29 protein-coding genes are annotated in these 23,924 nt (G+C 36.0%); 22 read left to right on the plus strand and 7 right to left on the minus strand.

Annotated features, from left to right (window positions below; all coding sequences use genetic code 11):
• Positions 1-73 precede the first annotated feature (73 nt).
• The 5 genes from glyQ to miaB are packed head-to-tail and all read left to right on the plus strand — an operon-like array spanning position 74 to position 4,422.
• On the plus strand, positions 74-970 hold the full coding sequence (glyQ, locus tag AC5YGB_RS06310) for a glycine--tRNA ligase subunit alpha (protein WP_496137001.1): 897 nt from the start codon (positions 74-76) through the stop codon (positions 968-970).
• A 14-nt stretch (positions 971-984) separates the two neighbouring features.
• Positions 985-1,563, plus strand: a complete 579-nt coding sequence (locus AC5YGB_RS06315) for a YqaA family protein (protein WP_020026063.1) — start codon at positions 985-987, stop codon at positions 1,561-1,563.
• Positions 1,553-2,050 carry a peptidoglycan DD-metalloendopeptidase family protein gene (locus AC5YGB_RS06320; RefSeq protein WP_496137002.1) on the plus strand — a complete coding sequence of 166 codons (498 nt, stop codon included), beginning with the start codon at positions 1,553-1,555 and terminating at the stop codon, positions 2,048-2,050. The genes AC5YGB_RS06315 and AC5YGB_RS06320 overlap by 11 nt, the downstream gene beginning before the upstream one ends.
• Complete coding sequence (locus tag AC5YGB_RS06325) at positions 2,050-3,084, plus strand: mechanosensitive ion channel domain-containing protein (RefSeq protein WP_496137003.1); 1,035 nt, start codon at positions 2,050-2,052, stop codon at positions 3,082-3,084. The genes AC5YGB_RS06320 and AC5YGB_RS06325 overlap by 1 nt, the downstream gene beginning before the upstream one ends.
• The gene (miaB, locus tag AC5YGB_RS06330; RefSeq protein ID WP_496137004.1) at positions 3,085-4,422 is read left to right on the plus strand and encodes a tRNA (N6-isopentenyl adenosine(37)-C2)-methylthiotransferase MiaB; all 1,338 of its coding nucleotides are present in this window, start codon (positions 3,085-3,087) and stop codon (positions 4,420-4,422) included.
• Here the strand turns inward: miaB and AC5YGB_RS06335 are convergent.
• Positions 4,411-5,433: a polysaccharide deacetylase family protein gene (locus tag AC5YGB_RS06335; RefSeq protein ID WP_496137005.1), complete on the minus strand. Its 1,023-nt coding sequence runs from the start codon at positions 5,431-5,433 to the stop codon at positions 4,411-4,413. The two genes, miaB and AC5YGB_RS06335, sit on opposite strands and share 12 nt — an antisense overlap.
• A gap of 81 nt (positions 5,434-5,514) precedes the next feature.
• Here AC5YGB_RS06335 and AC5YGB_RS06340 point away from each other — a divergent pair, with 81 nt between their 5' ends.
• The 14 genes from AC5YGB_RS06340 (at position 5,515) to AC5YGB_RS06405 (ending at position 16,152) form a co-directional block, all read left to right on the plus strand.
• Entirely contained in the window at positions 5,515-6,429 is a 915-nt protein-coding gene (locus tag AC5YGB_RS06340) for a PhoH family protein (RefSeq protein WP_496137006.1), read from the plus strand.
• Positions 6,430-7,518 carry a tRNA 2-thiouridine(34) synthase MnmA gene (gene mnmA, locus AC5YGB_RS06345; protein ID WP_053819805.1) on the plus strand — a complete coding sequence of 363 codons (1,089 nt, stop codon included), beginning with the start codon at positions 6,430-6,432 and terminating at the stop codon, positions 7,516-7,518. It begins immediately after the preceding gene.
• Positions 7,511-8,116, plus strand: coding sequence for a high frequency lysogenization protein HflD (gene hflD, locus AC5YGB_RS06350; RefSeq protein WP_496137007.1), 606 nt, complete (start codon positions 7,511-7,513; stop codon positions 8,114-8,116). Before mnmA ends, hflD begins: the two co-directional genes overlap by 8 nt.
• 82 nt (positions 8,117-8,198) lie before the next feature.
• Positions 8,199-8,459: a 30S ribosomal protein S20 gene (gene rpsT / locus AC5YGB_RS06355; protein WP_053819803.1), complete on the plus strand. Its 261-nt coding sequence runs from the start codon at positions 8,199-8,201 to the stop codon at positions 8,457-8,459.
• Between the two features lie 97 nt (positions 8,460-8,556).
• A complete protein-coding gene (locus AC5YGB_RS06360) occupies positions 8,557-9,051 on the plus strand; it encodes a Smr/MutS family protein (protein ID WP_496137008.1) in 495 nt (164 codons plus the stop codon).
• Positions 9,044-10,309, plus strand: a complete 1,266-nt coding sequence (gene xseA, locus AC5YGB_RS06365) for an exodeoxyribonuclease VII large subunit (protein ID WP_496138021.1) — start codon at positions 9,044-9,046, stop codon at positions 10,307-10,309. The genes AC5YGB_RS06360 and xseA overlap by 8 nt, the downstream gene beginning before the upstream one ends.
• Positions 10,310-10,331: 22 nt before the next feature.
• On the plus strand, positions 10,332-10,751 hold the full coding sequence (locus tag AC5YGB_RS06370; protein ID WP_065353311.1) for an RDD family protein: 420 nt from the start codon (positions 10,332-10,334) through the stop codon (positions 10,749-10,751).
• On the plus strand, positions 10,741-11,100 hold the full coding sequence (locus AC5YGB_RS06375; RefSeq protein ID WP_496137009.1) for a septum formation initiator family protein: 360 nt from the start codon (positions 10,741-10,743) through the stop codon (positions 11,098-11,100). Before AC5YGB_RS06370 ends, AC5YGB_RS06375 begins: the two co-directional genes overlap by 11 nt.
• A 36-nt stretch (positions 11,101-11,136) precedes the next feature.
• Positions 11,137-11,835 carry a 2-C-methyl-D-erythritol 4-phosphate cytidylyltransferase gene (ispD, locus tag AC5YGB_RS06380; RefSeq protein WP_496137010.1) on the plus strand — a complete coding sequence of 233 codons (699 nt, stop codon included), beginning with the start codon at positions 11,137-11,139 and terminating at the stop codon, positions 11,833-11,835.
• The gene (gene ispF, locus AC5YGB_RS06385; protein WP_496137011.1) at positions 11,832-12,308 is read left to right on the plus strand and encodes a 2-C-methyl-D-erythritol 2,4-cyclodiphosphate synthase; all 477 of its coding nucleotides are present in this window, start codon (positions 11,832-11,834) and stop codon (positions 12,306-12,308) included. Before ispD ends, ispF begins: the two co-directional genes overlap by 4 nt.
• The gene (gene murC, locus AC5YGB_RS06390) at positions 12,305-13,714 is read left to right on the plus strand and encodes a UDP-N-acetylmuramate--L-alanine ligase (protein WP_020027860.1); all 1,410 of its coding nucleotides are present in this window, start codon (positions 12,305-12,307) and stop codon (positions 13,712-13,714) included. The genes ispF and murC overlap by 4 nt, the downstream gene beginning before the upstream one ends.
• A gap of 8 nt (positions 13,715-13,722) precedes the next feature.
• Entirely contained in the window at positions 13,723-14,556 is an 834-nt protein-coding gene (murB, locus tag AC5YGB_RS06395) for a UDP-N-acetylmuramate dehydrogenase (protein ID WP_496137012.1), read from the plus strand.
• The gene (locus tag AC5YGB_RS06400) at positions 14,553-15,431 is read left to right on the plus strand and encodes a D-alanine--D-alanine ligase (RefSeq protein WP_496137013.1); all 879 of its coding nucleotides are present in this window, start codon (positions 14,553-14,555) and stop codon (positions 15,429-15,431) included. The genes murB and AC5YGB_RS06400 overlap by 4 nt, the downstream gene beginning before the upstream one ends.
• Complete coding sequence (locus AC5YGB_RS06405; protein WP_496137014.1) at positions 15,424-16,152, plus strand: cell division protein FtsQ/DivIB; 729 nt, start codon at positions 15,424-15,426, stop codon at positions 16,150-16,152. Before AC5YGB_RS06400 ends, AC5YGB_RS06405 begins: the two co-directional genes overlap by 8 nt.
• Here the strand turns inward: AC5YGB_RS06405 and AC5YGB_RS06410 are convergent.
• The 4 genes from AC5YGB_RS06410 to AC5YGB_RS06425 are packed head-to-tail and all read right to left on the minus strand — an operon-like array spanning position 16,118 to position 19,635.
• On the minus strand, positions 16,118-16,786 hold the full coding sequence (locus tag AC5YGB_RS06410) for a hypothetical protein (protein WP_496137015.1): 669 nt from the start codon (positions 16,784-16,786) through the stop codon (positions 16,118-16,120). The genes AC5YGB_RS06405 and AC5YGB_RS06410 overlap by 35 nt on opposite strands.
• Positions 16,783-18,267: a LysM peptidoglycan-binding domain-containing protein gene (locus tag AC5YGB_RS06415; protein ID WP_496137016.1), complete on the minus strand. Its 1,485-nt coding sequence runs from the start codon at positions 18,265-18,267 to the stop codon at positions 16,783-16,785. The genes AC5YGB_RS06410 and AC5YGB_RS06415 overlap by 4 nt, the downstream gene beginning before the upstream one ends.
• Positions 18,268-18,323: 56 nt before the next feature.
• A complete protein-coding gene (locus tag AC5YGB_RS06420; protein ID WP_026364992.1) occupies positions 18,324-18,626 on the minus strand; it encodes a BolA family protein in 303 nt (100 codons plus the stop codon).
• Positions 18,619-19,635, minus strand: a complete 1,017-nt coding sequence (locus AC5YGB_RS06425; RefSeq protein ID WP_496137017.1) for an FAD-binding oxidoreductase — start codon at positions 19,633-19,635, stop codon at positions 18,619-18,621. Before AC5YGB_RS06425 ends, AC5YGB_RS06420 begins: the two co-directional genes overlap by 8 nt.
• Before the next feature lie 69 nt (positions 19,636-19,704).
• Between AC5YGB_RS06425 and miaA the strand changes: the two genes are divergently transcribed.
• Positions 19,705-20,634, plus strand: a complete 930-nt coding sequence (gene miaA, locus AC5YGB_RS06430; protein WP_496137018.1) for a tRNA (adenosine(37)-N6)-dimethylallyltransferase MiaA — start codon at positions 19,705-19,707, stop codon at positions 20,632-20,634.
• Here miaA and murD read toward each other — a convergent pair.
• Positions 20,606-21,910: a UDP-N-acetylmuramoyl-L-alanine--D-glutamate ligase gene (gene murD, locus AC5YGB_RS06435; RefSeq protein ID WP_496137019.1), complete on the minus strand. Its 1,305-nt coding sequence runs from the start codon at positions 21,908-21,910 to the stop codon at positions 20,606-20,608. The two genes, miaA and murD, sit on opposite strands and share 29 nt — an antisense overlap.
• A gap of 62 nt (positions 21,911-21,972) precedes the next feature.
• Between murD and AC5YGB_RS06440 the strand changes: the two genes are divergently transcribed.
• Both AC5YGB_RS06440 and AC5YGB_RS06445 read left to right on the plus strand, forming a co-directional pair.
• Complete coding sequence (locus AC5YGB_RS06440) at positions 21,973-22,632, plus strand: Bax inhibitor-1 family protein (RefSeq protein WP_496137020.1); 660 nt, start codon at positions 21,973-21,975, stop codon at positions 22,630-22,632.
• Complete coding sequence (locus AC5YGB_RS06445) at positions 22,632-23,165, plus strand: RNA pyrophosphohydrolase (RefSeq protein WP_496137021.1); 534 nt, start codon at positions 22,632-22,634, stop codon at positions 23,163-23,165. Before AC5YGB_RS06440 ends, AC5YGB_RS06445 begins: the two co-directional genes overlap by 1 nt.
• Here AC5YGB_RS06445 and AC5YGB_RS06450 read toward each other — a convergent pair.
• A complete protein-coding gene (locus tag AC5YGB_RS06450; protein ID WP_496137022.1) occupies positions 23,160-23,828 on the minus strand; it encodes a GntR family transcriptional regulator in 669 nt (222 codons plus the stop codon). The genes AC5YGB_RS06445 and AC5YGB_RS06450 overlap by 6 nt on opposite strands.
• Positions 23,829-23,924: the final 96 nt, after the last annotated feature.

Here is a 23,924-nt window from a genome sequence, read left to right on the forward strand (position 1 = left end):
TTTAAAATTTAAATGTAAACCCTCAAAACTTTGTGGTGAGGTAAAATTTTTGTTATTTCTTAGTTGAATTTCAATGTCTAACTTAGACCTCGACACGAGCAAATCATTTCAGAATTTAATCCTCAAGTTGCAGAGTTATTGGGCTGAAAAAGGCTGCGCAATTACTCAGCCATTTGATATGGAGGTTGGTGCAGGAACTTTTCATCCTGCAACCTTTCTAAGGTCAATAGGACCCGAGCCCTGGAAAGCAGCTTATGTTCAGCCCTCAAGAAGACCCGGAGATGGTCGTTATGGTGAAAACCCTAATCGTCTTCAACACTATTATCAATTCCAAGTTTTATTAAAGCCATCGCCTGATGATATTCAAGACTTATACCTCGACTCACTCACAGCAATCGGCATTGATTTAAAAATGCATGATGTTAGATTTGTAGAGGACAACTGGGAATCGCCCACACTAGGAGCCTGGGGTCTTGGATGGGAAGTCTGGCTAAATGGAATGGAAGTCAGTCAGTTTACTTACTTCCAGCAAGTAGGTGGACTCTCATGCAAACCTGTTTCAGGAGAGCTGACTTATGGTCTTGAGAGGCTAGCAATGTATTTGCAAGGGGTTGATAGCGTTTATGATCTAATTTGGACAGAGGGGCTTACCTATGGTGATGTATTTCATCAAAATGAAGTTGAGCAGTCAAAATATAACTTCGAGATTGCAGATACTGAAGTTCTTTTCAGGCAGTTTGATGAAGCCGAGGCTATGAATTTAAAACTTATTGAGGAAAATCTTCCTTTCCCTGCATACGAACAAACTATGAAGGCGTCTCACATTTTTAATCTTCTTGATGCAAGAAAAGCAATCAGTGTAACTGACAGAGCAAGATTCATTCGAAGAGTAAGATCTATGAGTCAAAAGGTTGCAAAGGAATATTATGACTCAAGAGAAAGACTAGGCTTTCCAATGCTAAAAAAATAGTTTTATTGAAACTAATGAGGCCTTTTCACTCAATTTATAATAAAGTCTTAGTTTGGTCATCCAGTAGGTTTGCCATTTTATGGCTATCTATCATAAGCTTTTTAGAGTCCATCATTCTTCCACTGCCACTTCAAGATTTATTGTTGGCATCAATGTCCTTGAGAAATAGGTCAAAGGCATTCTATTTTGCCGCTATTTGTACTTTTGCCTCTGTTTTGGGTGCAATTTTAGGGTACTTCATTGGAGTACAAGCTGAAAATTATATTTTGCCTATATTGGTTAATTTAGGTTACGAGTCAAAGTTCAATACTGCACAAATTTACTTCCAAACTTACGGCATTTATATAATCCTCATTGCAGGTTTTAGTCCAATCCCTTATAAAGTTTTTACAATTGCGGCTGGAATGATGTCGATGGCTTTATTTCCCTTTATCGTATTTTCTTTAATTGCTAGAGGTGCGAGATACTTTTTAATTTCTTTTCTAGTAAGAAAATTTGGAAAAATGGCTGATGCGTGGTTAAATAAGTATATCGACTGGCTAGGGTATTTTCTGATTATCGCTATTGCTTTATTTCTATGGTATGAATACTAAACTAATAAATCTTCTCTTATTAATTTTTCTATCAGGCTGCCTAACGAACCAGCCTGGACAAGTTACTGTTGAAGAAAAATCATTCAACGTAATTGATGTAAAAAGCTCAAAAACTACATCCAAATCAAGCAAAACAAATATTAAAAAGGACTGGTCATTGCCAGTTGACTCATCAATTCTTAAAAACTATTCAGAAAAGGACGGTCATTTTGGTCTGACTTATAATAATAGCTCAGGCCAAGAAGTTAGGGCAGTAAGAAAAGGTGAAGTGGTATACAGTGGAGACAGGATGGCGAGTTATGGAAAGATGATCATAATTAAACACTCTTATGGTTTTTATAGCATCTACAACCAAAATCAAGAGCTGCTTGTGAGTGAGGGTGACACAATTGAAAAGGGTCAGTTAATTGCATTAACTGGTGACAAACCTTTTTATTTCGAAATGAAAAAATACGAAGAACCTATTAATCCATTAAAATACCTCTAATGAACGACTTTATCCAAAATATAAGCCCAATTCAAACCATTGCAGTTCTCCTGGTCATTACGATTATTACGCATGTTGTTTTAGGAAGTATTTTAAAACAAATTACCAAACACTCTGGGAGCACCAAAACCCAAATCGATGATTATTTAATTGGTGCTATTTCAGCGCCCCTTAAACTTCTCATTTGGTATGGCTGGCTATATTTTTCTCTAAAAGAGTTAACATCTGAGATTCAATCATTAAATGATATTGTCGGCTATATCGCTATTGCACCAGTATTTATTTTAACTTGGGGAGTCTTAAGATTAATCTCAAGCGTTGAAAACTATCTTTTAGAATCTGAAGGCAGTGTTGACAAAGACTCTATTCGACTCTTTACGCGCTTAGTTAAGATTCTTTTTGTATTTGCTATCATCCTTGGCGTTGCCCAATTTTATGGTTATGCGGTCTCTTCCATTCTTACCCTGGGTGGTGTTGGTGGAATCGTTGTTGGCTTTGCAGCAAAAGATATGCTTGCGAATGTTTTTGGTGGCCTCATGATTCAAATGGACAAGCCATTCTCAACTGGTGACTGGATTCGAACAACTGACAAAAGTATCGAAGGCGTTGTAGAGAAAATTGGCTGGAGGATGACACGAATTAGAACGTTCACTAAAAATCCGGTCTACGTTCCAAACTCGATCTTTGCCACAATCCCAATTGAAACTCCATCGAGGATGACCAATAGACAAATACATGAAGTTATTGGAATTAGATATGATGACATTGCACAAATGGAGAGCATCATCAAAAAAGTAGAAGAGCTAATAACGAATAGCGAAAACATTGATAATGACCTACCTTGTCGAGTTAATTTTGATTTATTTAATGCGTCATCACTAGACTTTGTTATTTGGGCATCCAGCTCTCTTACAGATGCAGGCGAATTTAAGAAATTTAAAGGAAAGTTACTTCTTGATATAGCACACATCATTGCTGATCATGGAGCTGAGATTGCATACCCCACTCAAACTTTACACATTCAGAAAGCATAAATGACCATCTCCAAGCTTCATATTCGCACTTTTGGGTGTCAAATGAATGAGTACGATTCTAATAAAATGAGTGACGTCCTTAAAGCATCCCATGGCTTAGATCTAACTGAAGATATCAGCGAAGCTGACGTTTTATTAATAAACACCTGCTCTATTCGCGAAAAAGCTGAAGATAAGCTATTTCACCAATTAGGTCGGTGGAGAAAACTGAAAGAAAAAAATCCAAACTTAGTTATTGGAGTTGGTGGCTGCGTTGCTTCGCAAGAAGGTGATCTCATTCTCAAAAGGGCTCCTTACGTTGATATGATATTTGGACCACAAACCCTTCATCGACTTCCAAACATGCTGAATGAAGCACTCAATGAAAATGAAATAAGTATTGATATTTCTTTCCCTGAAATTGAAAAGTTTGACCACTTGCCTGAGCCTCACAGTGATGGTGCTTCTGCTTTTGTTTCGATCATGGAAGGATGCAGCAAATACTGCACATTTTGTGTCGTCCCCTACACAAGAGGTGAAGAGATATCTAGGCCATTCAATGATGTAATTCAAGAAGTCGAAACACTAGCGAATCAGGGCGTTAAAGAAGTGAATCTTTTAGGGCAAAATGTCAACTCCTATAGAGGCTTAATGGATGATGGAGAAATTGCTGATTTAGCTCTTTTAATTGCAATCGTTGCCCAAATTACTGGCATCGAGCGAATAAGATATACCACGTCACACCCTGTAGAGTTCAGTAATCGACTGATTGATGCATACGCCGAAGTGCCAGAACTGGTCTCTCACCTTCACCTTCCAGTCCAAAGTGGCTCAGACAAAATACTAGGGCTAATGAAAAGGGGGCACACTGCAATTGAGTATAAATCTAAGATAAGAAATTTAAAGAAGATTAGGCCTGATATATCTATTTCTTCAGATTTTATTATTGGCTTTCCTGGTGAAACAGAAAAGGACTTTAACGATACTGTCAGCTTAATTGATGAAATTGGCTTTGATAAATCTTTCAGTTTTATCTACTCTAAAAGACCTGGCACCATAGCCTCAAGTATGCCAGATGATGTAAGCCCAGAAATAAAAAAACAAAGACTTGCAATTATTCAAGATAGGCTGAATGCTAACACTGAAGAGATTTCTAAATCCATGATTGGGAGTCTTCAACAAGTTTTAGTTGAAGGTGCTTCAAAAAAAGGTGGGACCTTATCCGCTAGAACTGAAAATATGAGAACTGCTCACTTTGCTGGAAGCAGTGATCTCATTGGAAAGATAGTAACAGTCAAGATTCTCGATGGAATTGGGAACTCTCTTCAGGCTAGTTTAGTAGAAAATTCAGAGCCTTAGCCATAACTTTGAAAACCAATAATATCGCCCTGCCTCTTTATAGGGCATAGTGCAGTTATATCGGCTGCGTCCAATTGCTAGAAGCTCATTTGGCAATATACTGACTGACTGCAGACCATCCCATTTAAGATTGGCCTTATCCTGACCAGAGACATAGCAAGAGAAATTACTTTTTTCATAGCTGGTCAGCTCTCGAGAGAAGTTAAGATTCAATACCGGCATCAGATCTCCTGAAAAAATCATTGACCTCGGATCAGAGCTTTCAATCGGCATGGCTAGTGTTTTAACTTTGAGCGAAAAACTATTCATTTGTGCATACGGCCCTGACATTGAAAATCTAGGTATATTTAAAAAGTCACTTGTTTGACTTGCAACGCCAGACTGCTGTCCAAAGGCAATGTAACCCTCTGACTTAAGGTACGAGTACGACGATTCATCAAACTCCCCATATGGATAAGCAAAAAACTTATCATTTGTGCTCATTTCAGTCGCTATCCTTTCCTGGGCTGAAAGGATCTCATCTTCAATAATCTGAGCGCTCTGATTAACTAAATGAAGATGATTAACGCTATGGTTATAAATATCGACCAAAGGTGCCATTTCTCGAAGTTGACTCCAGGTCATCATAGATGCATATTTTTTATCAATAGGGTTGGTAGATACAAAAACTGACATCGGAAATTGATATTCAACTAACAATGGATAAGCTTCAGTGTAGATTGATAAAAAACCATCGTCCGCTGTAAGACTTATGCAATTGGATGGCAAGCTTTCTTTTGACTGCAGACTACTGATTACATTTTTTAATGGAAGAACACTGTAATTATTATTTTTTAAGTATTCTAGGTGCTGCTTAAAGATCTCTGGTGAGGTGCTCGTTGACTTAGGTCCGTCATCAGAGAAACGATGATACACAAGAAGAACGCAGTCATTTTCTAGAGCATGCGAACTAAAAGGAGTATAAATTAAAATTACAACTAAGAGCTTTAAGAGGATTTTAGATAGATTCATAAGTTAAATGATAAATTAATTATGAAGCAAAATCATGCAACTTAACATTTGTTTTCAATGGAATTCAGTAAAATATAAATCATGAAATTTACTCTCAATATAAAGCGCTCTGAACAGCTTGTTAATATTTGTGGAAGCTTAGATAAAAATCTAGAAAATTTAGCCACTAATCTTGATGTAGATATCTCTAATAAAGGGGCTGATTTTAATATTAAGGGTGACAATGCTGACAAAGCCGTTTCTGTCCTTCAAGAGCTATTAATCCTGTCCGAAAAGAAGACGATTGATTTTAGTGATATTGATCTCAGCATCAAATCACTCAGCCGTCCAAATGGAGAGGCAAAATCAGTCACAATAAAGACCAGTAAAAAGCATATACATATTAGAAGTGACAACCAACAAAAATATGTGAACTCGATCATTGAAAATGATGCAGTTTTTGCGATTGGACCTGCAGGAACAGGAAAGACATATTTAGCTGTTGCAAGAGCTGTTGAGGCCCTTGAAAATTCAAATGTAAAAAGAATAGTTTTAGTCAGACCAGCAGTCGAGGCTGGAGAAAAATTGGGCTTTCTACCTGGCGACCTGAGTGAAAAAGTGGACCCATACCTGCGACCGATTTATGATGCTCTATACGATTTTATTGGCTTTGAAAGAGTCAATAAATTAATAGAAAAACATGTCATAGAAGTTGCGCCATTAGCTTTCATGAGGGGGAGAACACTTAACGAGTCATACATCATTCTTGATGAAGCTCAAAACACTACAATACCCCAAATGAAGATGTTTTTAACGAGGATGGGTTTTGGCTCAAAGATGGTCATAACAGGTGACGTGACTCAGATTGATTTACCAAATCCAAGTCAATCTGGGCTAACTGATGCAATCAAAATTCTTCAAAATATTGATCAAATTGCTTTTTGTCATTTCGGTGCCCATGACGTCGTAAGACACCAGTTAGTTAAAAAAATTGTAAGTGCTTACGACCAAAACTAAATGAGTTCTCAAAATAAAATTATAGTGGGTCTTTCTGGCGGCGTCGATTCGTCAGTCACTGCATACTTATTACTTCAACAAGGCTTTCAGGTTGAGGCCTTATTTATGAAAAATTGGGATGAGGATGATGATGATGAATATTGCAGTGCATCAGAAGATCTTGCAGACGCTCAGCAGGTCGCTGACTTACTGGGAATTAAGCTGCATACAGTCAACTTTTCTCACGAATACTGGGAAGATGTTTTTGAGCATTTTTTATCGGAACATAAGAAAGGTAGAACGCCCAATCCTGACGTATTATGCAACCAAAGGATCAAATTTAAAGCTTTTCTAGACTACGCAAAAGACCTTGGTGCAGATAAAATTGCTACGGGTCACTACGCCAGAATTGCAAATGAAAATGGAAAATACTTCCTTAAAGCTGGAGTGGATGGTAACAAAGATCAGAGTTACTTTCTGCATTTACTGAACCAGGATCAACTCTCACAAAGCTTATTTCCTTTAGGTGAAATTGATAAAAAAGAAGTGCGTGAAATTGCGAAGAATCAGCAATTTGGGAATGCAGATAAAAAAGATTCAACAGGTATATGTTTTATCGGTGAAAGACCATTTTCAGAATTTTTAACTACTTTCCTTCCTAAAGAAAAAGGCGATATCATTGACCAGGATGGTTCGTTTATTAAACACCATAATGGCCTCCCCTTTTATACAATAGGCCAAAGAAAGGGTTTAGAGATCGGGGGTGGATTTGGAGACTCTCAAGAACCCTGGTTTGTTGCAGATAAGCTTGTTGATTCGAATAAAATTGTCGCTGTTCAAGGTAATCATCAAATGCTCTACCATAACTCACTTGTGGCAGATGACGTTCATTGGATTGATGAAGAGCCTCAGTTTCCAATCAATTGCAGCGCAAAAATACGGTATCGACAGGCTTCCCAAGAATGTTGTGTCAATATCAAAGATGATGGAACTATACAAGTTAACTTTAGTGATCCTCAAAGAGCTATTACACCAGGGCAATCAATCGTTTTTTACAATAGTGATACTTGTCTTGGAGGGAGTGTAATAAAATCAAGGGCCAATGAATAAATCAGCAAAACAAACTATTGCTCTAGCGAGTATATTTCAGTCTTCATCGCTAGTTCATCAGCTTGCCGTCTCTGGAAAATGTGATAGTCACACGAATAAAGCAAGCCTTAACAGTATTGTAAGTAATAGCGACTCAATAGATGAAATTTTTACTTCGCCTGAGGATCTTAAAATTGGCTTTGACTCCTTAAAGCTTATTCTTGAGAAGAAAACCATTGATATGCATAACGTCATGATCTATACAACAGCCCTCATTAATCTAGAAAAAAAATTAATGAAAAAACCTAAACTCTTAACTCAAATCTCAGAAGAAATTAATCTTATCAATAAGCAAGAGTTTTTTGATGTTTATCATAGCAATTCGATTGCCCGACTGGCTGAGCTCTACAAAAACACTTTGGGTAGCCTCAATCCAACAATTATGGTTCGTGGAGAGCAAATATACTTATCGAATCAACATACTGCGAATCATATTAGGGCGCTTCTCTTAGCAGGAATAAGGGCTGTCTCGTTATGGAAAAATCAGGGCGGAAAAACTTGGCATTTGTTATTGGGTAAAAAGAAAACCCTGGAATATATTAAATCTTTGGCAAATTAAGCTAATACAAACAAATGCTTGCATAAATGAAGGTGAGACTCTATAATTCATGTTTTCTTAATTTAAGCATTAATAAATAAATATGGCCAACTCAGCAGGTTCTAAAAAACGCGCAAGACAGGCAGTTAAGCGCAACAAACACAACTCTCAAATTAGAGCAAAAGTACGCACCTTTATTAAAAAGGTTACTTATGCGATTGATGCTGGAGACAAAAAAGAAGCCACGAGTGGTTTTACAGATATGCAAAAAAATATGGATCAAGCGGTCAGCAAAGGCTTAATCCATAAAAACCAAGCTGCAAGAAAAAAATCACGTATCAGTGCACAAATTAAAGCACTTTAATAAGTTATCCTTAAGGTTAATTTATTGATTACAAAATCATTGATATAATTAAAACCCTCTTTTGAGGGTTTTTTTATATCTAAAATTGATTAATACTATGATTGATGAAAACGACAAATCTTTATTTAGATCAACGGTTGATTTCCAAAAACCTCTTGATAAAGATAGCCACAAAAAACAAAACCCTCGCAAAATGAGCTCGAGTAAACCGTTTGAAAATTATAGCTTTTTATACGAAGCCAATATAACAGGATCTGAGGTGATTACTCACTTTAAAGATGGTTTATCGCCCAAAGTTCTAAAAAAAATGAAACAAGGTAATATTGGATCGACTCCATCAATTGATTTGCATGGATATAAAATTGAGCAGGCATGTCAATCAGTATCTGACTTTATACATTTCCATTCTGATAAAAGATTTATTCAAATCATTCATGGCAAGGGCTATCATTCAGATAATGGACTTTCAATTATGAAATCTCAAGTTGTGCACTACTTAAAGCAACACCCAAATGTCTTGGCTTTTTGCTCTTGCCCTCAAGAAATGGGAGGTACTGGAGCAGTCTTTGTGCACCTTAAAACTGATGTTTAATATTGATGAAATTTATAGTGTTTCACACTTTGTAAGATTGTGTAAGAATTCAATTGAAAAGCACATCCCACAAAGCTTTATACAAGGTGAGATTTCAAATTTATCTAAGCCATCTTCAGGTCACTGGTATTTCTCCCTTAAAGATGAAAATAGTCAAGTCAGGTGCGCATTTTTTAGATTAAATCAACGCAAAATTCAGTTCACTCCTGAAAATGGTATGTCGGTTATCATTAGAGGAGTAACCACACTTTATCCTCAAAGAGGTGATTTTCAGCTTATTGTTCAGCAGATGGAGCCAGCAGGCGTTGGAAATCTGCAGTTGGCCTTTGATCAACTTAAAAATAAGCTACGGATGGAAGGCTTATTTGATTCTGAAAACAAAAAAGAAATCCCAGAATATCCAGAGAAAATTGGCGTCATTTCTTCATCAACTGGCTCCGTCATTAGAGACATTATTGAAGTTCTTAAATCACGCTATCCGTTATCAGAGATATTACTCTATGATACGATTGTTCAAGGTGAAAATGCTCACCATAAGATTATTAAAGCTCTTAAAGCAGCGGATGATCAAAAGATCTGTGATGTATTAATCCTTGCAAGAGGAGGAGGCTCTCTAGAGGACCTTTGGGCATTTAATGAAGAAGAGCTTGCAAGAGCAATATTTGATTGTTCAACGCCAATCATTAGCTCGATAGGTCATGAAACTGATACAACAATTGCAGATTTTGTTGCAGACTTGAGAGCACCAACACCTTCTGCAGCAGCTGTATCTGCAACCCCTGATGTTAATGCCATCCTTTACAATGCCGCAAAACTAAGAAAATATTTACTTGAATCAATAAAGCAATCTGTTGAATCCAACAAATACTCTCTAGCTCTCCTCAGACAAAGAATTATTGATCCAAGTCAGCAACTTCTTCTGAACGCACAAAAACTTGACGACTTGGAGCTCAGACTGATAAGAACCAATAAACGGATCATTGATGAGAACAAAAGAAAACTAAAATTGCTAATTTCTCAATTACAAAACTACTCTGAAAACTTTATAAAACTTCAAAAAAATCAGCTCTCTAATCGTGCGAGTGTTTTGAGCCTTCTCTCTCCACTTAACACTCTATCAAGGGGATATACAATTACACAAAATAAAAAAGGTGAAATTGTAACTTCGCACAACCAAATAAACTCTGAAGAATTGATTATTACTCAATTTCATGATGGAAAAGTTACTTCCAAAGTAGTCAATAAAGAGGATAATTAATTAACTCACTAAACGTTCAGTTATGAAATCAAATGTATCATTTTTTCGAAGAATTGGCTCAATATCTTATGACCTCTTTCTAGTCTTTTCATTTGTTTTTTTTATTGCTGGAATCATAATCCTTATTAACAATAAAGAGCCAATTACAAATCCGTTTTTTTTCTTTTTAGTTACCTTACCAGTAATCTATTCATATTTTTCAATATCATGGGTAAAGGGCAAACAAACTCTAGGGATGAGGGCATGGAAATTTGAAATTATTCAAGAGGATGGGGGCAATATAACTTATTGGCAATCGGCTATCCGTTTTTTTCTAGCAATAATTTCATTGGCAGGAATAGGCTTTATTTTTCAATTTTTAAACAAAAATAAACTTCCATTTCATGACTATTATTCTCAAACTTACCTAATGACAATCTACAAAGAATTAGATGAGCAATAAATCAAAAACTGGTTTAATTGGTTTTATTTATAAAAATAAAATCACCCTAATTCTAATCTTCATTCTTTTCGCTTTAATCAAACAGAACATTATTGATAACAACTTTCCGGGAGTTGTCATTGATAAAGAGAGAGCTCTCAATCAAATAAAGCTGAATAATGAAAATTTAGAAAATGATAATGTCTCTCTTCAAAGCAAAATAGTTAGCTATACTCAGGAAGATTTAAATCTAATCGAATCAAAAGCAAGGTTTAAATATGGACTGATTAAAGAAGGTGAGTACTTTTTTAAAATAAATAGGGCCATTAAAACTGAACCATTAGCAGAAAATGATAGTGCTACTTTATAATTGACTAAACACTAAATTAAGGATGTTCTTGCGGACATGAATAAAGACAAATATTTTTTAATCGTTCCAGCAAGTGGTGTCGGCATAAGAATGGGCTCTTCAGTCCCAAAACAATATTTAAAGCTTGAAAATGGCCTGACAATTATTGATCAAAGCCTTAAAACCCTTTTGGAAATTTATCTGATTTCAGGCTTTATAGTTTCTTTATCAAGAACAGACTCTTTTTTTAAGTCTTCATCTTTTTTTAATCACTCAAAGCTTTTAGAAGCTGTAGAAGGTGGCAAAGAGAGGTTCAATTCTGTACTGAACGCATTAAATTCTTTAAATAAATACGCCCAGCCCAATGACTGGGTTTTAGTTCATGACTCTGTCAGGCCATGCACAAAAAAGAGCGACATAGAAAAACTAATCCGAGAGGTTTCAAATGATTCTGTAGGGGGAATCCTTGCAACCAGAGCTATTGATACGGTTAAAGAAAAAAATGCAACTGGTCCAATATCAACTATTGATCGAAAAAAACTTTATATGGCTCAAACCCCTCAAATGTTTCGATTTGGCATCCTTAAAGAAGCAATTGAGAGCTCTATAAAACTCGATAATAAGATTACTGATGAATCTGAAGCGATTGAAAAATTGGGTCATTCAGTCAAAATTATTGATGGCTCTTCTAGTAACATCAAAATTACCTCAAAGGATGACATTGACTTGGCAAACTACTTTTTGAAAAAATTATGATCATTAAAACGGGCTTAGGACAAGATTCTCATCAGTTTGAAAAAAAATCTGGAAAAGACTTGGTTTTGGCAGGTATTAAATTTGACTATCCATTTGGATTAAAAGGTAATAGTGATGCAGATGTCATTTTTCATTCAATCACAAACTCCATCTCAAGCATTACAGGTAAAAATATTTTAGGTGACGTTGCTGATCAACTTGTAAAAACGGGTATAAAAGATAGCGCAAAATACCTTCAAATAGCGCTTGATGATCTAGGGGATTGGAAAATTAATCATATTGCAGTTGCTCTTGAATGCGCAAAGCCAAAAATAGCTAACCATGTCAAAGCCATGAAAGAAAGCATTGCCAATACTTGTCAAATTAATCGATCAGATGTCGGCATTACAGCTACCTCCGGTGAAGGTCTCACCTCGTTTGGAAGAGGTGAAGGAATTCAAGCAATAACTATAATCACTGTTAGTAAATCATGACTTTAATAGACAACCCTACACGATCAAAAATCAATAAAATTCATTTCATAGGTATTGGAGGCTCTGGAATGAGTGGAATTGCTGAAGTGCTTGTCAATTTGGGTTATGAAATCTCTGGTTCTGATATTCAGTCAAGCCCAATTACTGAAAAACTTGAAAAGATCGGCTGTCAAATTAGTTACTCTCAAAAGGCTGAAAATGTCACAGGTAAACAGGCGGTCGTTGTCTCTTCAGCTATTAATAAAAATAATCCCGAACTTCAGGAAGCAAGACATCAAAGACTATTGATTGTTCCTAGAGCAGAAATGCTAGGAGAGTTAATGCGATTTCGATTTGGGATAGCTGTCTCTGGAACGCATGGCAAAACAACGACAACAAGCCTTATTGTTCATATAATGAGTGAAGCTAAACTGGACCCTACTTACATTATTGGTGGAATTATTAATGCAACAGGGATGAATGCAAAACTTGGCAAAAGTGACTACCTAATCGCGGAGGCAGATGAGAGTGACGCCTCCTTTCTTCACCTTCAACCAATGTTAAGCGTCATTACAAATATAGATGAAGACCACATGTCAACTTATAACCATAACTACGATAATTTGACTGAGGCTTTCATCAGTTTTACCTCTAACCTTCCATTCTATGGCATTTGTGTTGCTTGTGTTGATGACAAAGGGGTTAAGAATATTCTTAAAAAAATTCATAGGCCAGTTTTAAGTTATGGGTTTAGTGATTCAGCTGATGTAAAAGCTTCAAATGTATCGCAAAATGAAATGAAAATGTCGTTTGATGTAAGCTGTGTGAAGTATGAAAAAAGTTTTCCCATTTCACTCAACCTAATTGGCAGACATAACATTTTAAATGCACTTGCTGCAATAAGTATTGCTATTGAGCTTGATATTAAAATAGATGTTATTCAAAAAGCTCTATCCCATTTTAGTGGAGTATCTAGAAGACTAGACTATCACCAAAAACTTACTATCAACTCAAATAAGACTCCACTATTTGACGACTATGGCCATCATCCAAATGAAATATCTGAGGTAATAAGCACCTTGAGAAATACTTATCCAGACAAAAGGTTAGTTGTCATCTTTCAACCTCATAGATACTCTAGAACGAGAGATCTGTTTAATGAATTCGTTAGTAGTCTGTCTAAAGTTGATGCATTAATATTGCTCAATATATACTCAGCAAATGAAGCCCCAATAAATACAATTAGCTCATCAACACTTGCAGATTCTATAAGAAGAAGAAGTTCAATCGATCCAGTTGTTGCCAAAGATATTGCAGAAATAATTGAAATTATCCCAAATATCGTTACTGAGAATGATGTCATCCTTACCCTTGGTGCTGGTGATGTAAATAAAATTCCACATCAATTAAAAGATCATTTTTGTTAAAAGACTCTATGCTTAAATTTAATGAGCCAATGTCAAAACACTGCTCTCTAAGGTCTGGAGGCGCTACCAGTGAGTTTTTTCAACCCACAAATATTGAAGAGCTTTCAGAATTTTTAAAAAATAACGAAAAGCCGGTTCTTCTGGTTGGCTTGGGCAGTAATCTTTTAGTGCGGGACAGCGGCTTTAAGGGTGTCACGATCCATACAAAAAATCTAAAAGAGCTATCGATTTCGAAAAACTTAATTGAATCTGGTGCAGGCACCTCCTTGGCTAAACTTTCTAGATTTGCTCTCGCGCAAATTAAATATGGAGCTGAATTTCTGAGTGCAATCCCTGGAACTGTAGGCGGCGCTCTAGCTATGAATGCTGGTGCTTTTGGCTCTGAAGTCTGGCAGTACGTCAGCTCTGTCAAAACAATGAGCCTTTCTGGAGAACTCCAAAATAGAACTCCGAAAGACTATGAAATTTCATACCGTTCAACATTGCATCGATTCAAAAATGAATTTTTTGTAAGTGCTACTTTCGACTTTAATCTTGAGAAACAAAATGATAATGTTGGAGAGCTTCTCCAAAAAAGAAATTCAACTCAGCCAATTGGCTTGCCAAGCTGTGGAAGTGTATTTAAAAATCCTAAAAATCACTACGCTGCTCAATTAATTGAGGATAGTGGTCTCAAGGGTTTTTGTGTTGGAGGTGCATGCGTATCAGAGAAACATGCAAATTATATTATTAACCAAGATAATGCATCAGCAATGGACATTGAGAATTTAATTGCCCACATACAAGAGACGATCAAAGTGAAGCACAATATTGCTCTTGAAACCGAAATAATCATCATATGATTGCGGTTCTCATGGGGGGCTACTCCGCTGAGAGAGAAATTTCACTTCTCAGTGGGATGGCAGTCTATGAGGCCCTTTCTAATTCTAAATTAGACTGCTTTGCATACGATCTTACTAAAGATAATCTCGATCAACTGTGGTCAAGAGAATTTGATCAAGCATTTATCGTTCTTCATGGCAGGGGCGGCGAGGATGGATTTATTCAATCTGAGCTTGAAAAAAACAATATTTCATATACTGGATCTGGCGCTAAAGCTTCAAAGCTATGCATGGACAAAGCAGCGACCAAAGATTTATGGAGCAATCATAAACTTCCCCTCTCAGCTTCGATCGTTGCAACAAAAGGTAAAGATTTGGACACAGTAACATTTCCCCTACCTTGGGCTGTCAAACCGACCCTAGAAGGCTCAAGTAATGGGGTTACAAAAGTATCGAAGGAGTCAGAACTTGATGCCGCACTTGAAACAGCTTTTCAATATGGAAATCAGGCATTAGTTGAGCAGTGGATTGATGGCGATGAATATACTGTCTCAATATTAAATGGTGAAACTTTACCCAGTATAAAGATAATTTCAGATCATGATATTTATGACTATCATTCAAAATATTTCAGTAATAAAACCGAATACCTTTGTCCATCAGACTTAACACAAGAGCAGGAACTTAATCTCCAAAAAATTGCACTAGAAGCATTCAATTTAACTGGCGCATCGGGATGGGGGAGAGTTGATTTTATTCTTGATAAAGATAGAGTTCCTTTTCTACTGGAAATTAATACTGTGCCAGGTATGACATCACATTCTCTTGTACCAATGGCTGCAAAAGCTTTAAATATAAGTTTTGAAGAATTAGTAATAAAAATACTACATGGCTAAAGAAAGACTCAATCGTCCAAAGCAACAAAAAAAACCACTAAAGAGTGTCTTAAAGAGGGCGCTGAAGATCTGCATATTCTTTCTGATAGCTTTCTCAATTGCCTTTGTCGCATATCTTGTGGATCGCTCAAAATTACTGGAGCCTCATATCTCCTGGGAAATTGATGGCGAGCTAACTACTCATGCTCATCAATATGATGATTTAATTCAACCCGTTTTAAATAATAAATACTTGTTAAATTTGAATAAAATTAAAAGTAAGATTTATCAAAACTCATGGGTATTAAATGTTGAAACCCAAAGAATATTTTGGAATCGTATCAAGGTATCCATTAAGAAACACGATGTCGCAATGAGATGGGGCTCTCAAGGCTATATCTCTTCACAAGGTGTACTATTTAAGCCCAATCTGACAATCAACTCGGATGCGCCAATTGGATTAGTGTCAGAAGTATCTGTCAAAAATTTTTATGATGATTTCCTTCTATATCAATCAATTATAGATCCGGTCAAAATCTCTACTTTCGAGAGAAACTCAATTGATGAGCTTACTCTAGAGAATAACATTAAAGTCATTCTAGGGCATCAAAAGCAAAATGAAAGACTTGAGATATTTGTAAAGTCTTTTGAAAAGTTAAAAAAATACAAAAAAATTCGCACAAGGGGTATTTTTGATATGCGTTATCCTAATGGCTTTGCGCTGAGCTATTCGCCATTATGACTGCATAGCATAAAGCCAAACTAATTGATGTCCAAAAAATGGAAAAGAACGTCAGAACGAAATCTAAATAACTATTCCCAATTAATCCTAATAAAGTTATAAAAAGAAATGGAGCAATAAAATTAATTATGAAGATATTCAGTCGAGCTCTAAATGATACTTGTATGCTCTTATATGGAACGTCATTCGCAATGGATATCAAATTAAGTGAAATGGGTATTAATAATAAGTAAACGATTGGAAATAAGAAAGGAATAAACAAAGAAATTATTTGGCCCATTACGAGAGGAATAGACAAAAGAAGGAAGCGACCAACCCTTACATTAGGAATAACAATTCCTAATCTTGCAATAGAATTATTTCCTGATACAACTATTCGATAGACATTCATTAATAATGCTAAAGTTGCATAAATAAACATTAATAAATATATTAAAGGGAAGTTAACGTCACTCTCAAGCATGACTTCAGGGCTATATGTAGAATTTATGATATTCATAAGTTCAGGGAGTGCGGTCGCCAATGGTAAGCACATTAATATCGGAAAAATACTAGCCTCTAGAAGCTTTCTCCAGTTAGAAAGTGAAAATGCTAAAGTCGCAAGGATAGTTTGGTTTATAGGAATATTGTTCATGATAAATTTGAATTGACTACGTTAATTGTAATGGTTAATTTGTCACCCGGTTGCAAAATATACTCTTCATTTAAGTCATTCCAAGCTCTTATTTCAGATACTTTTACTTTATATTTTTGAGCAATTAGTGAGAGATTATCACCAGATCTAACTGTGTAAACTATTTTTTTATTAATATCAATCCCTGTATTCATTATTTTAGCAAGCTCAGTCTTGTTTTTATTCTCATTCAAGATAACAAGCTCTTTACCAATTGAGAGCGGCTTAGAAGGGACTATTTGATTCCACCTGACCAGTTCATTCACAGTTACATCATGTTTGACTGCAATCAACCATAAGCTATCACCAGTCACCACTTTGTATACTTTTTTCTCTGAATTTTTATTGATATTTAGTCTACTTTTTTCCCGTTGAGCTTCAGACAAAGAATAATATTCTTCGGATTCCTTTGCCAAAGGAACAATCAGATAACTGTTTAGCTTGATTAAGTCATTATTAAGCTCGTTAGCACTTTTAATTTGATCAACCGTCGTCTTATAGTTTTCAGCAATGAGACTAAGGCTATCGCCCTTTTTAACCTGGTAACGGGTCCAACTTATTTTTGTTCTATTACCCTGATTAGCCAAGTTATCACTAAATTGATTGATTACCTCTTGAGGCAGCAAGATTGTATATGGAAGATCTTCGGGGGTCGCCCATCTCTTTAATCCGGGGTTATATGAATAAATTTCCTTGATACTTAAACCTGTCCACTGAGCAATTAATGCAAGATCAAACTGGGAGTCTAGTTGGATTGCCTCCAAGAAAGGTTTGTTTTTAATTTTCGTCAGGGTTTGATTATGAAGGGCTGGATTTTTAAGTACAGAACCTATTGCAAGCAGTTTTGGAACATACCTCTCAGTTTCTTTTGGTAAATCCAAGCTCCAGTAATCTATTTTTTTTCCTTCTTTAAGATTTTTATCAATCGCTCGTTGGACCCTTCCTGGGCCAGCATTATAGGCTGCGATAGAAAGCAGCCAATCACCATCAAACATCTTATTTAAATCTTTTAAATAGCGTATTGCAGCCTCTGTTGAGGCTAAAACATCCCTTCGATCTTCATGCCACCAATCATCATCTAGGCCATACATCTTTCCAGTAGAGGGAATGAATTGCCATAACCCCGTTGCCGTTCCATGAGAGTATGAAAATGGATAATAATCAGACTCAACAATTGGCAACAAAGCAAGTTCAATTGGAACGCCTTGCCTTTCAGTTTCAGAAACAACAAGGTATAGAAATGGCTCGGCTCTTTTTGAAATTGAGGCCAAATAATCTGGTTGAGTGCTAATCCAGTCGATATGGTTTTGGATTCTGGTATTTAATCCAAAATTAATTTCTTGGTTATTTGCAATATAACCCCAAAGATCATCATCTTGAAAATTTTGACTTACATTTGAATTTGGTGCATTGAATCGAGCTAACTTGTTATTACTATCCACAAGCCCCTGGCAGCCAGATAAAACTATAACAAAGAGTATTAGTGCCGATCTCACTTCTAAGACTTGCTAGAGCATTCTGGAGAGTCAGGCGCCGCCTGACGTTTTTCCCATTCTTTTGGTGTATAGGTATGCATCGCCATTGCATGGATCAATTTGAGTTCATCAACAAAAAGCTTGTTGATAAAGCGGTGGCGATCAATGAGCTTCATCTCTTCAAAGTCAGAACTCACAACAACAATTTTAAAGTGTGACTCTGAAGCTGGGCCTGAATGCTGACTGGATTCATTAACCACCTCGCAGTACTCTGGATTTAAGGATAACTCAAGCTGCCCTTCTAAATGGCTCTGCATGCTACTCATCAGCTGAACTCACAGTTGCATACTCAAAAGAATCAGAAAAAAAGTTCTCTTTCATAAGATTATTTTCAAGGCAACTTTTTGCCGCCGCTTTAACCATCACAGGAGGCCCACAGGCATAAACTTCATAATCAGTTAAATTTTCAAAGTCTTTCACAACCGTTTCATGAACATAACCCGACTCTCCGCTCCAAGAACTATCAGGTTCTGATAATACTGGAATAAAATTGATGTTTGAGTGATTTTTACTCCAGTCTGATGGTAGATTTAAATATATATCTTGCTCTGTCCTCACCCCCCAATATAGGTGGATTGTTCTTGATGATTTAATTAGTATTAAATGCTCTATGATTGCTTTTATAGGTCCAAATCCAGTGCCACCTGCAATAAATACAATTGGGCAATCGCTATCCTCTCTAAGAAAAAAGCTACCCTTTGGTCCTTCAATTCTTAAGATTGTCTTTTCTGTTAAAGTATTGAAGACAAAGTTAGTAAACTGTCCACCCTCAACCAAACGAACATGCAGTTCAATTAAATTTGAATTGACCGGTGCATTGGCAATTGAGAAAGCTCTGGGCTCAAAGTCAGGATGCTCAATGTCAAGATATTGACCAGCTAAATATTGAAGAGATTGAGACCCAGGAATTTTTAACGTAAGCTGAATGACATCATGATTTAAATGATTCACTTCTTCAACCCGACACGGCATACTTCGGATCTGAATATTGGCAAGAGAATCTAACTCATCAACTGCAATGTATAAGTCACTTTTTGCCTTACATTGACACAATAAAGCTATATTCGCATCCTCTTCTTCGGAGCTAATAGCCTCTGGAGTAACACCATCATATGAAATTTCACCGTTCAAGATAACCGCTTTACATTGGCCACAAAATCCATTTTGACAGCCATATGGAAAATTATAGCCATTTGAAAGAGCGCCATCTAGAACTGATTCTTCACCACTAGATTGAAAGGATTTACCACTAACCTGATTTAAAACTGTAAACATCGTTTAAGTGATACAAATATAAAGCTGATATTATAATGTAGGTCATACAGAATTAAGCCTAGTATTGTTATGACTATTGAGTCAAGTAATTTTGTTTTGTTTTTGATGGGACCTACAGCTTCCGGAAAAACTGAACTAGCTATTGAAATAAGTAAGATCATCGACTCAACATTAATCAGCGTTGATTCAGCGCTAATCTATAAGGGTATGGATATAGGCACTGCAAAACCTGACAAGGAAACGCTTAAAAGCTTCCCTCATAAGTTGATAGATATTTGCAATCCAGAGGACAGTTTTTCAGTCACGGAATTTATTACTCTAGCAAAAAAATATATTATTAATGCTTTAAATGAGGGTAAGTTGCCAATATTAGTGGGTGGCACCTCGTTTTATTTTAATGCTTTAGAGCATGGCTTATCTGCACTTCCCGCCTCAACAGATGAATCTCGAAAATACTTTAACAATCTTTTACAAAAAATGGGGAGTGAAAAATTACACGAAAAGTTACAAGAGATTGATCCAAAATCAGCAGAAAGAATTCATCCTAATGATTCACAGAGAATAACAAGAGCACTCGAAGTTTATGATCTTTCGGGAGAAACTTTAAGCGCACTTCAGGGCAACAAAAATCAAAACAAGCTAGATCTTAAAATAAAAAAAATTATTCTTATGCCTGAACGATCAGATCTTCATATTAGAATTGAGAAGCGATTTATTGAAATGATAAAAAATGGCTTTCTTGATGAAGTTAAATTACTAAGAGAAAATCAAAAACTTAATCTTGATTTAGCATCTATGAGATGTGTTGGCTATAGACAGGCATGGAATTATTTTGAAGGTATTTATTCTAAGAAGGAAATGGTAGAAAAAGCAATCGTAGCAACGAGACAGCTTTGCAAGAGACAGTGTACTTGGCTGAGAAATGAGAATGAAGCTTTAATTTTAAAGGGGCTGGAAACTAATCAAGCAATTAATTATCTTCAAGAACATGATGCTTGAAAACCTCTCCTCTATTGTTAAAATTATCAAACATATCAAAACTTGCGCAACCTGGTGATAGGACAACTGCTCCAGATTCTGAAGCTTCTTTAGATATTTCAACTGCTTCCTTCATTGACTCAGAAACTACTACTCTAGGTCCATCTATATCTCTATAAAAATCAGAACTAGACTCCCCAATTAAGATAACAGTCTTCACCTTTTGACTGATTAATTTAAACAACTCTGAGTAGTCTTCTTTTTTCGCAATTCCACCTAAAATTAAAACAAGATTCGCATACTTGGCATCAAGAGCATTAATTGCAGTTATAGTTGAAATAGCGTTAGTTGATTTTGAGTCGTTATAAAAATCAACTTGGTTTATAGTTGACACAAATTCTAATCGATGAGCCAGCCCTTTAAAGCCAATTACAGTCTCTTTCATAACATCGACTGATAAACCAAATCGATACCCCAGAGTCAAAGCAGCAAGAATATTTTCAATATTATGTTTTCCAACTACTGATATATCATTGCTAGACATTAAAAGCTTATCTTGATGAAAAACTTCATACAAATCATCTTTCTCACTTGCAAAGAAATCACACCTGGATTCACTCTGCTCAATTGAAAATAAATTATCTCCAATAATCTCACTAACCTCAGACTCATTGAGATTAACAATATTAAACTTAGAGTAGTTATAAATTGATAATTTTGAAGAAATATAATCACTATAGCTTGAATACCTATCAAGATGATCTGGCGATATATTAGTTATTACCCCAGCATATAAATCCAAATGATTGGTATAGTCTAATTGGTAACTCGAGAGCTCGACAATATATAGCTCAGCATCATCATTCATACTCTCCATGACTGGATTTCCAATATTGCCACAAATATAAGCTTTTAATGAACTTGCAAGCGCCATTTCGCCTAGCAATTGGGTCACGGTTGACTTTCCATTTGAGCCTGTGATGCCAATCATTGGCGCTTTCACATATCTTCCAAATAGTTCAATATCACTAATGATAGAAATATTTTTTTTGCGAGCCCACCGAACAATTAACTCTGATTCAGCTATTCCAGGGCTGATGATGATTTCTGAAATATCATCTAATAAAGATACATTCCATTCTCCAAAATAGAAATCATGCAGTAGATTTTCATTTTTACTAATTTTCAGCATCGGAGGCTCTTGTCGGGAATCTGCAATCCGAAAAGAAATATTATTTTTATTAAAAAAACGAGCTACTGAAAGACCTGTAACCCCCAAACCTAAAATAAGTTTCATGAAAACCTTGTGTTTTCGACCAAAATTGACTATATTTTACACTTTTACTTTACTATTTTATTATGCCAACAAATGTTCAAACAACTTCTAGTTCGATTGTTATTAATCGCACACTAAGAAACACTTACCAGCTCCTTTCTGCAACGCTCTTATTTAGTGGACTCATGGCTTATCTATCGATGTCACTCAATCTACCATATTTTGGTCTTTTGATAACGCTTGGTGGATATTTTGGGCTTTTGTTTTTAGTCACAAAGCTTAGAAACTCAGCCTCAGGAATTATTGCTGTCTTTGCTCTTACAGGCTTTATGGGTCTGACTCTGGGCCCTATAGTAGGCGCCTATACAACTGCTTTCTCAAACGGAGCAGAGCTTGTTGCTATGGCTATGACTGGAACTGCAGCTATTTTTCTATCGCTTTCCTTTTATGCACTTGTATCTCAAAAAGACTTTAGCTTTTTATCTGGCTTTTTAACGGCTGGCATTGTGGTTGCATTTTTAGCAGGTATCGCTGCGTACTTTTTTCAGATTCCTGCTTTATCTTTAACTGTTTCAGCTGCATTCATTCTTTTAATGAGTGGGCTGATATTGTTTGAGACCAGTAATATCATTCATGGTGGCGAGACAAACTACATCATGGCTACAGTTACGCTATATATTTCTATTTATAACTTATTCTTAAGCCTGCTTCACCTCTTAGGTGTTTTCTCTGGCGATGACTAGTGATAGATAGCGATGGATATCGCGCTAACGTAGGTATTGTAATTACTAATGACAAAAAGCAGATACTTTTAGCAAAGCGGTTTAAACAAGACGCGTGGCAACTTCCTCAGGGTGGAATCGATAAAGATGAAACCGAAATAGATGCTCTCTACAGGGAGCTTGAGGAGGAGGTTGGTCTCTATCCTGCGCACGTCAAATTAATTGCAAAAACACCCAAATGGCTTCGCTATGATTTACCATTAGAACATATCAGAAGAAGTCAAAAACCCACCTGCATCGGCCAAAAACAAGTCTGGTTTTTATTAAAACTAAAATCAAGTGATGACAATATCTCTCTTAACCTGCACCATGATGTTGAATTTGATGACTGGAAATGGGTTGACTACTGGAGTCCAGTAGATGAAGTCATAAATTTTAAAAGAGATGTATACGAGGATATGCTGAAAGCACTAGCTCCAATACTTTTTGACAATGAACATAGTATCCCTAATGAACTATCTAGACCATTACAATTCAGTGCTATTAAATTATAGTTGAGATAGACTTTTTTTGATAATTCCGACTGGGGTCATAATGTGCTCTTCAATAAGCTTAGAAATAGCTTTCTTATCTCTCTCAAGGGCTAAGATCATCAGAGCTGCATGCTCATTTTGATTGATTTTCAATGTTGTAGCATTAGATACATTTTCTTTTAACCATAAACTACGATATCTCTTTGATTTTTCAATAAGGGAACTTCTAATTTGAAATAGCCTAGGTGACTTACACCCAGACACCAAGGCCTCATGGAAGTCACCATGCCTACTTTGCCACTCATTGGTATCCGGTTTATCTTTTTTGCTATATTTATTTAATCTGTGGGAAGCTGCTATTAAATTTGCCTCCCAATAGTCATCACCTTTATCAATAGACATTTCAATGCATAACGACTCTATCTTTGCTCGTGTCTGGTAAATATCTGTCAGGTCTTCAAGTGAGATATCACTGACATAAAAACCTCGCTGATTTTTTGAGACAACTAAATCGTTCGCCATTAGTTGAGATAGAGCTTCCCTGAGCGGACTCGTACCAACATTATATTTTTCTTTTAATGTTTTAATGTGAAGCTTTTGCTTGGGAAGATACTCACCCGAAATAATGTCATTTTTCAATGAGTCCAGTATTTTCGAAGCAGTGTTATCTCTAGAATCAGTCATTTATAAACCAAATTAAATCATTAAGAAATAGATATTTCAGTTTGAATTTTATCACAAATGTAGTTATAATTACTAAATGTCGACATTTTATAATTT

The sequence above is a fragment of the Candidatus Pseudothioglobus sp. uisw_142 genome, assembly GCF_059512465.1.

What these genes read in the sequence shown, in the direction of transcription:
- glyQ (WP_496137001.1), top strand. Translation starts at nt 74, where the DNA reads ATGTCTAACTTAGACCTCGACACGAGCAAATCATTTCAGAATTTAATC.
- AC5YGB_RS06315 (WP_020026063.1), top strand. Translation starts at nt 985, where the DNA reads ATGAGGCCTTTTCACTCAATTTATAATAAAGTCTTAGTTTGGTCATCC.
- AC5YGB_RS06320 (WP_496137002.1), top strand. Translation starts at nt 1,553, where the DNA reads ATGAATACTAAACTAATAAATCTTCTCTTATTAATTTTTCTATCAGGC.
- AC5YGB_RS06325 (WP_496137003.1), top strand. Translation starts at nt 2,050, where the DNA reads ATGAACGACTTTATCCAAAATATAAGCCCAATTCAAACCATTGCAGTT.
- miaB (WP_496137004.1), top strand. Translation starts at nt 3,085, where the DNA reads ATGACCATCTCCAAGCTTCATATTCGCACTTTTGGGTGTCAAATGAAT.
- AC5YGB_RS06335 (WP_496137005.1), bottom strand. Translation starts at nt 5,433, where the DNA reads ATGAATCTATCTAAAATCCTCTTAAAGCTCTTAGTTGTAATTTTAATT.
- AC5YGB_RS06340 (WP_496137006.1), top strand. Translation starts at nt 5,515, where the DNA reads ATGAAATTTACTCTCAATATAAAGCGCTCTGAACAGCTTGTTAATATT.
- mnmA (WP_053819805.1), top strand. Translation starts at nt 6,430, where the DNA reads ATGAGTTCTCAAAATAAAATTATAGTGGGTCTTTCTGGCGGCGTCGAT.
- hflD (WP_496137007.1), top strand. Translation starts at nt 7,511, where the DNA reads ATGAATAAATCAGCAAAACAAACTATTGCTCTAGCGAGTATATTTCAG.
- rpsT (WP_053819803.1), top strand. Translation starts at nt 8,199, where the DNA reads ATGGCCAACTCAGCAGGTTCTAAAAAACGCGCAAGACAGGCAGTTAAG.
- AC5YGB_RS06360 (WP_496137008.1), top strand. Translation starts at nt 8,557, where the DNA reads ATGATTGATGAAAACGACAAATCTTTATTTAGATCAACGGTTGATTTC.
- xseA (WP_496138021.1), top strand. Translation starts at nt 9,044, where the DNA reads ATGTTTAATATTGATGAAATTTATAGTGTTTCACACTTTGTAAGATTG.
- AC5YGB_RS06370 (WP_065353311.1), top strand. Translation starts at nt 10,332, where the DNA reads ATGAAATCAAATGTATCATTTTTTCGAAGAATTGGCTCAATATCTTAT.
- AC5YGB_RS06375 (WP_496137009.1), top strand. Translation starts at nt 10,741, where the DNA reads ATGAGCAATAAATCAAAAACTGGTTTAATTGGTTTTATTTATAAAAAT.
- ispD (WP_496137010.1), top strand. Translation starts at nt 11,137, where the DNA reads ATGAATAAAGACAAATATTTTTTAATCGTTCCAGCAAGTGGTGTCGGC.
- ispF (WP_496137011.1), top strand. Translation starts at nt 11,832, where the DNA reads ATGATCATTAAAACGGGCTTAGGACAAGATTCTCATCAGTTTGAAAAA.
- murC (WP_020027860.1), top strand. Translation starts at nt 12,305, where the DNA reads ATGACTTTAATAGACAACCCTACACGATCAAAAATCAATAAAATTCAT.
- murB (WP_496137012.1), top strand. Translation starts at nt 13,723, where the DNA reads ATGCTTAAATTTAATGAGCCAATGTCAAAACACTGCTCTCTAAGGTCT.
- AC5YGB_RS06400 (WP_496137013.1), top strand. Translation starts at nt 14,553, where the DNA reads ATGATTGCGGTTCTCATGGGGGGCTACTCCGCTGAGAGAGAAATTTCA.
- AC5YGB_RS06405 (WP_496137014.1), top strand. Translation starts at nt 15,424, where the DNA reads ATGGCTAAAGAAAGACTCAATCGTCCAAAGCAACAAAAAAAACCACTA.
- AC5YGB_RS06410 (WP_496137015.1), bottom strand. Translation starts at nt 16,786, where the DNA reads ATGAACAATATTCCTATAAACCAAACTATCCTTGCGACTTTAGCATTT.
- AC5YGB_RS06420 (WP_026364992.1), bottom strand. Translation starts at nt 18,626, where the DNA reads ATGAGTAGCATGCAGAGCCATTTAGAAGGGCAGCTTGAGTTATCCTTA.
- AC5YGB_RS06425 (WP_496137017.1), bottom strand. Translation starts at nt 19,635, where the DNA reads ATGTTTACAGTTTTAAATCAGGTTAGTGGTAAATCCTTTCAATCTAGT.
- miaA (WP_496137018.1), top strand. Translation starts at nt 19,705, where the DNA reads ATGACTATTGAGTCAAGTAATTTTGTTTTGTTTTTGATGGGACCTACA.
- murD (WP_496137019.1), bottom strand. Translation starts at nt 21,910, where the DNA reads ATGAAACTTATTTTAGGTTTGGGGGTTACAGGTCTTTCAGTAGCTCGT.
- AC5YGB_RS06440 (WP_496137020.1), top strand. Translation starts at nt 21,973, where the DNA reads ATGCCAACAAATGTTCAAACAACTTCTAGTTCGATTGTTATTAATCGC.
- AC5YGB_RS06450 (WP_496137022.1), bottom strand. Translation starts at nt 23,828, where the DNA reads ATGACTGATTCTAGAGATAACACTGCTTCGAAAATACTGGACTCATTG.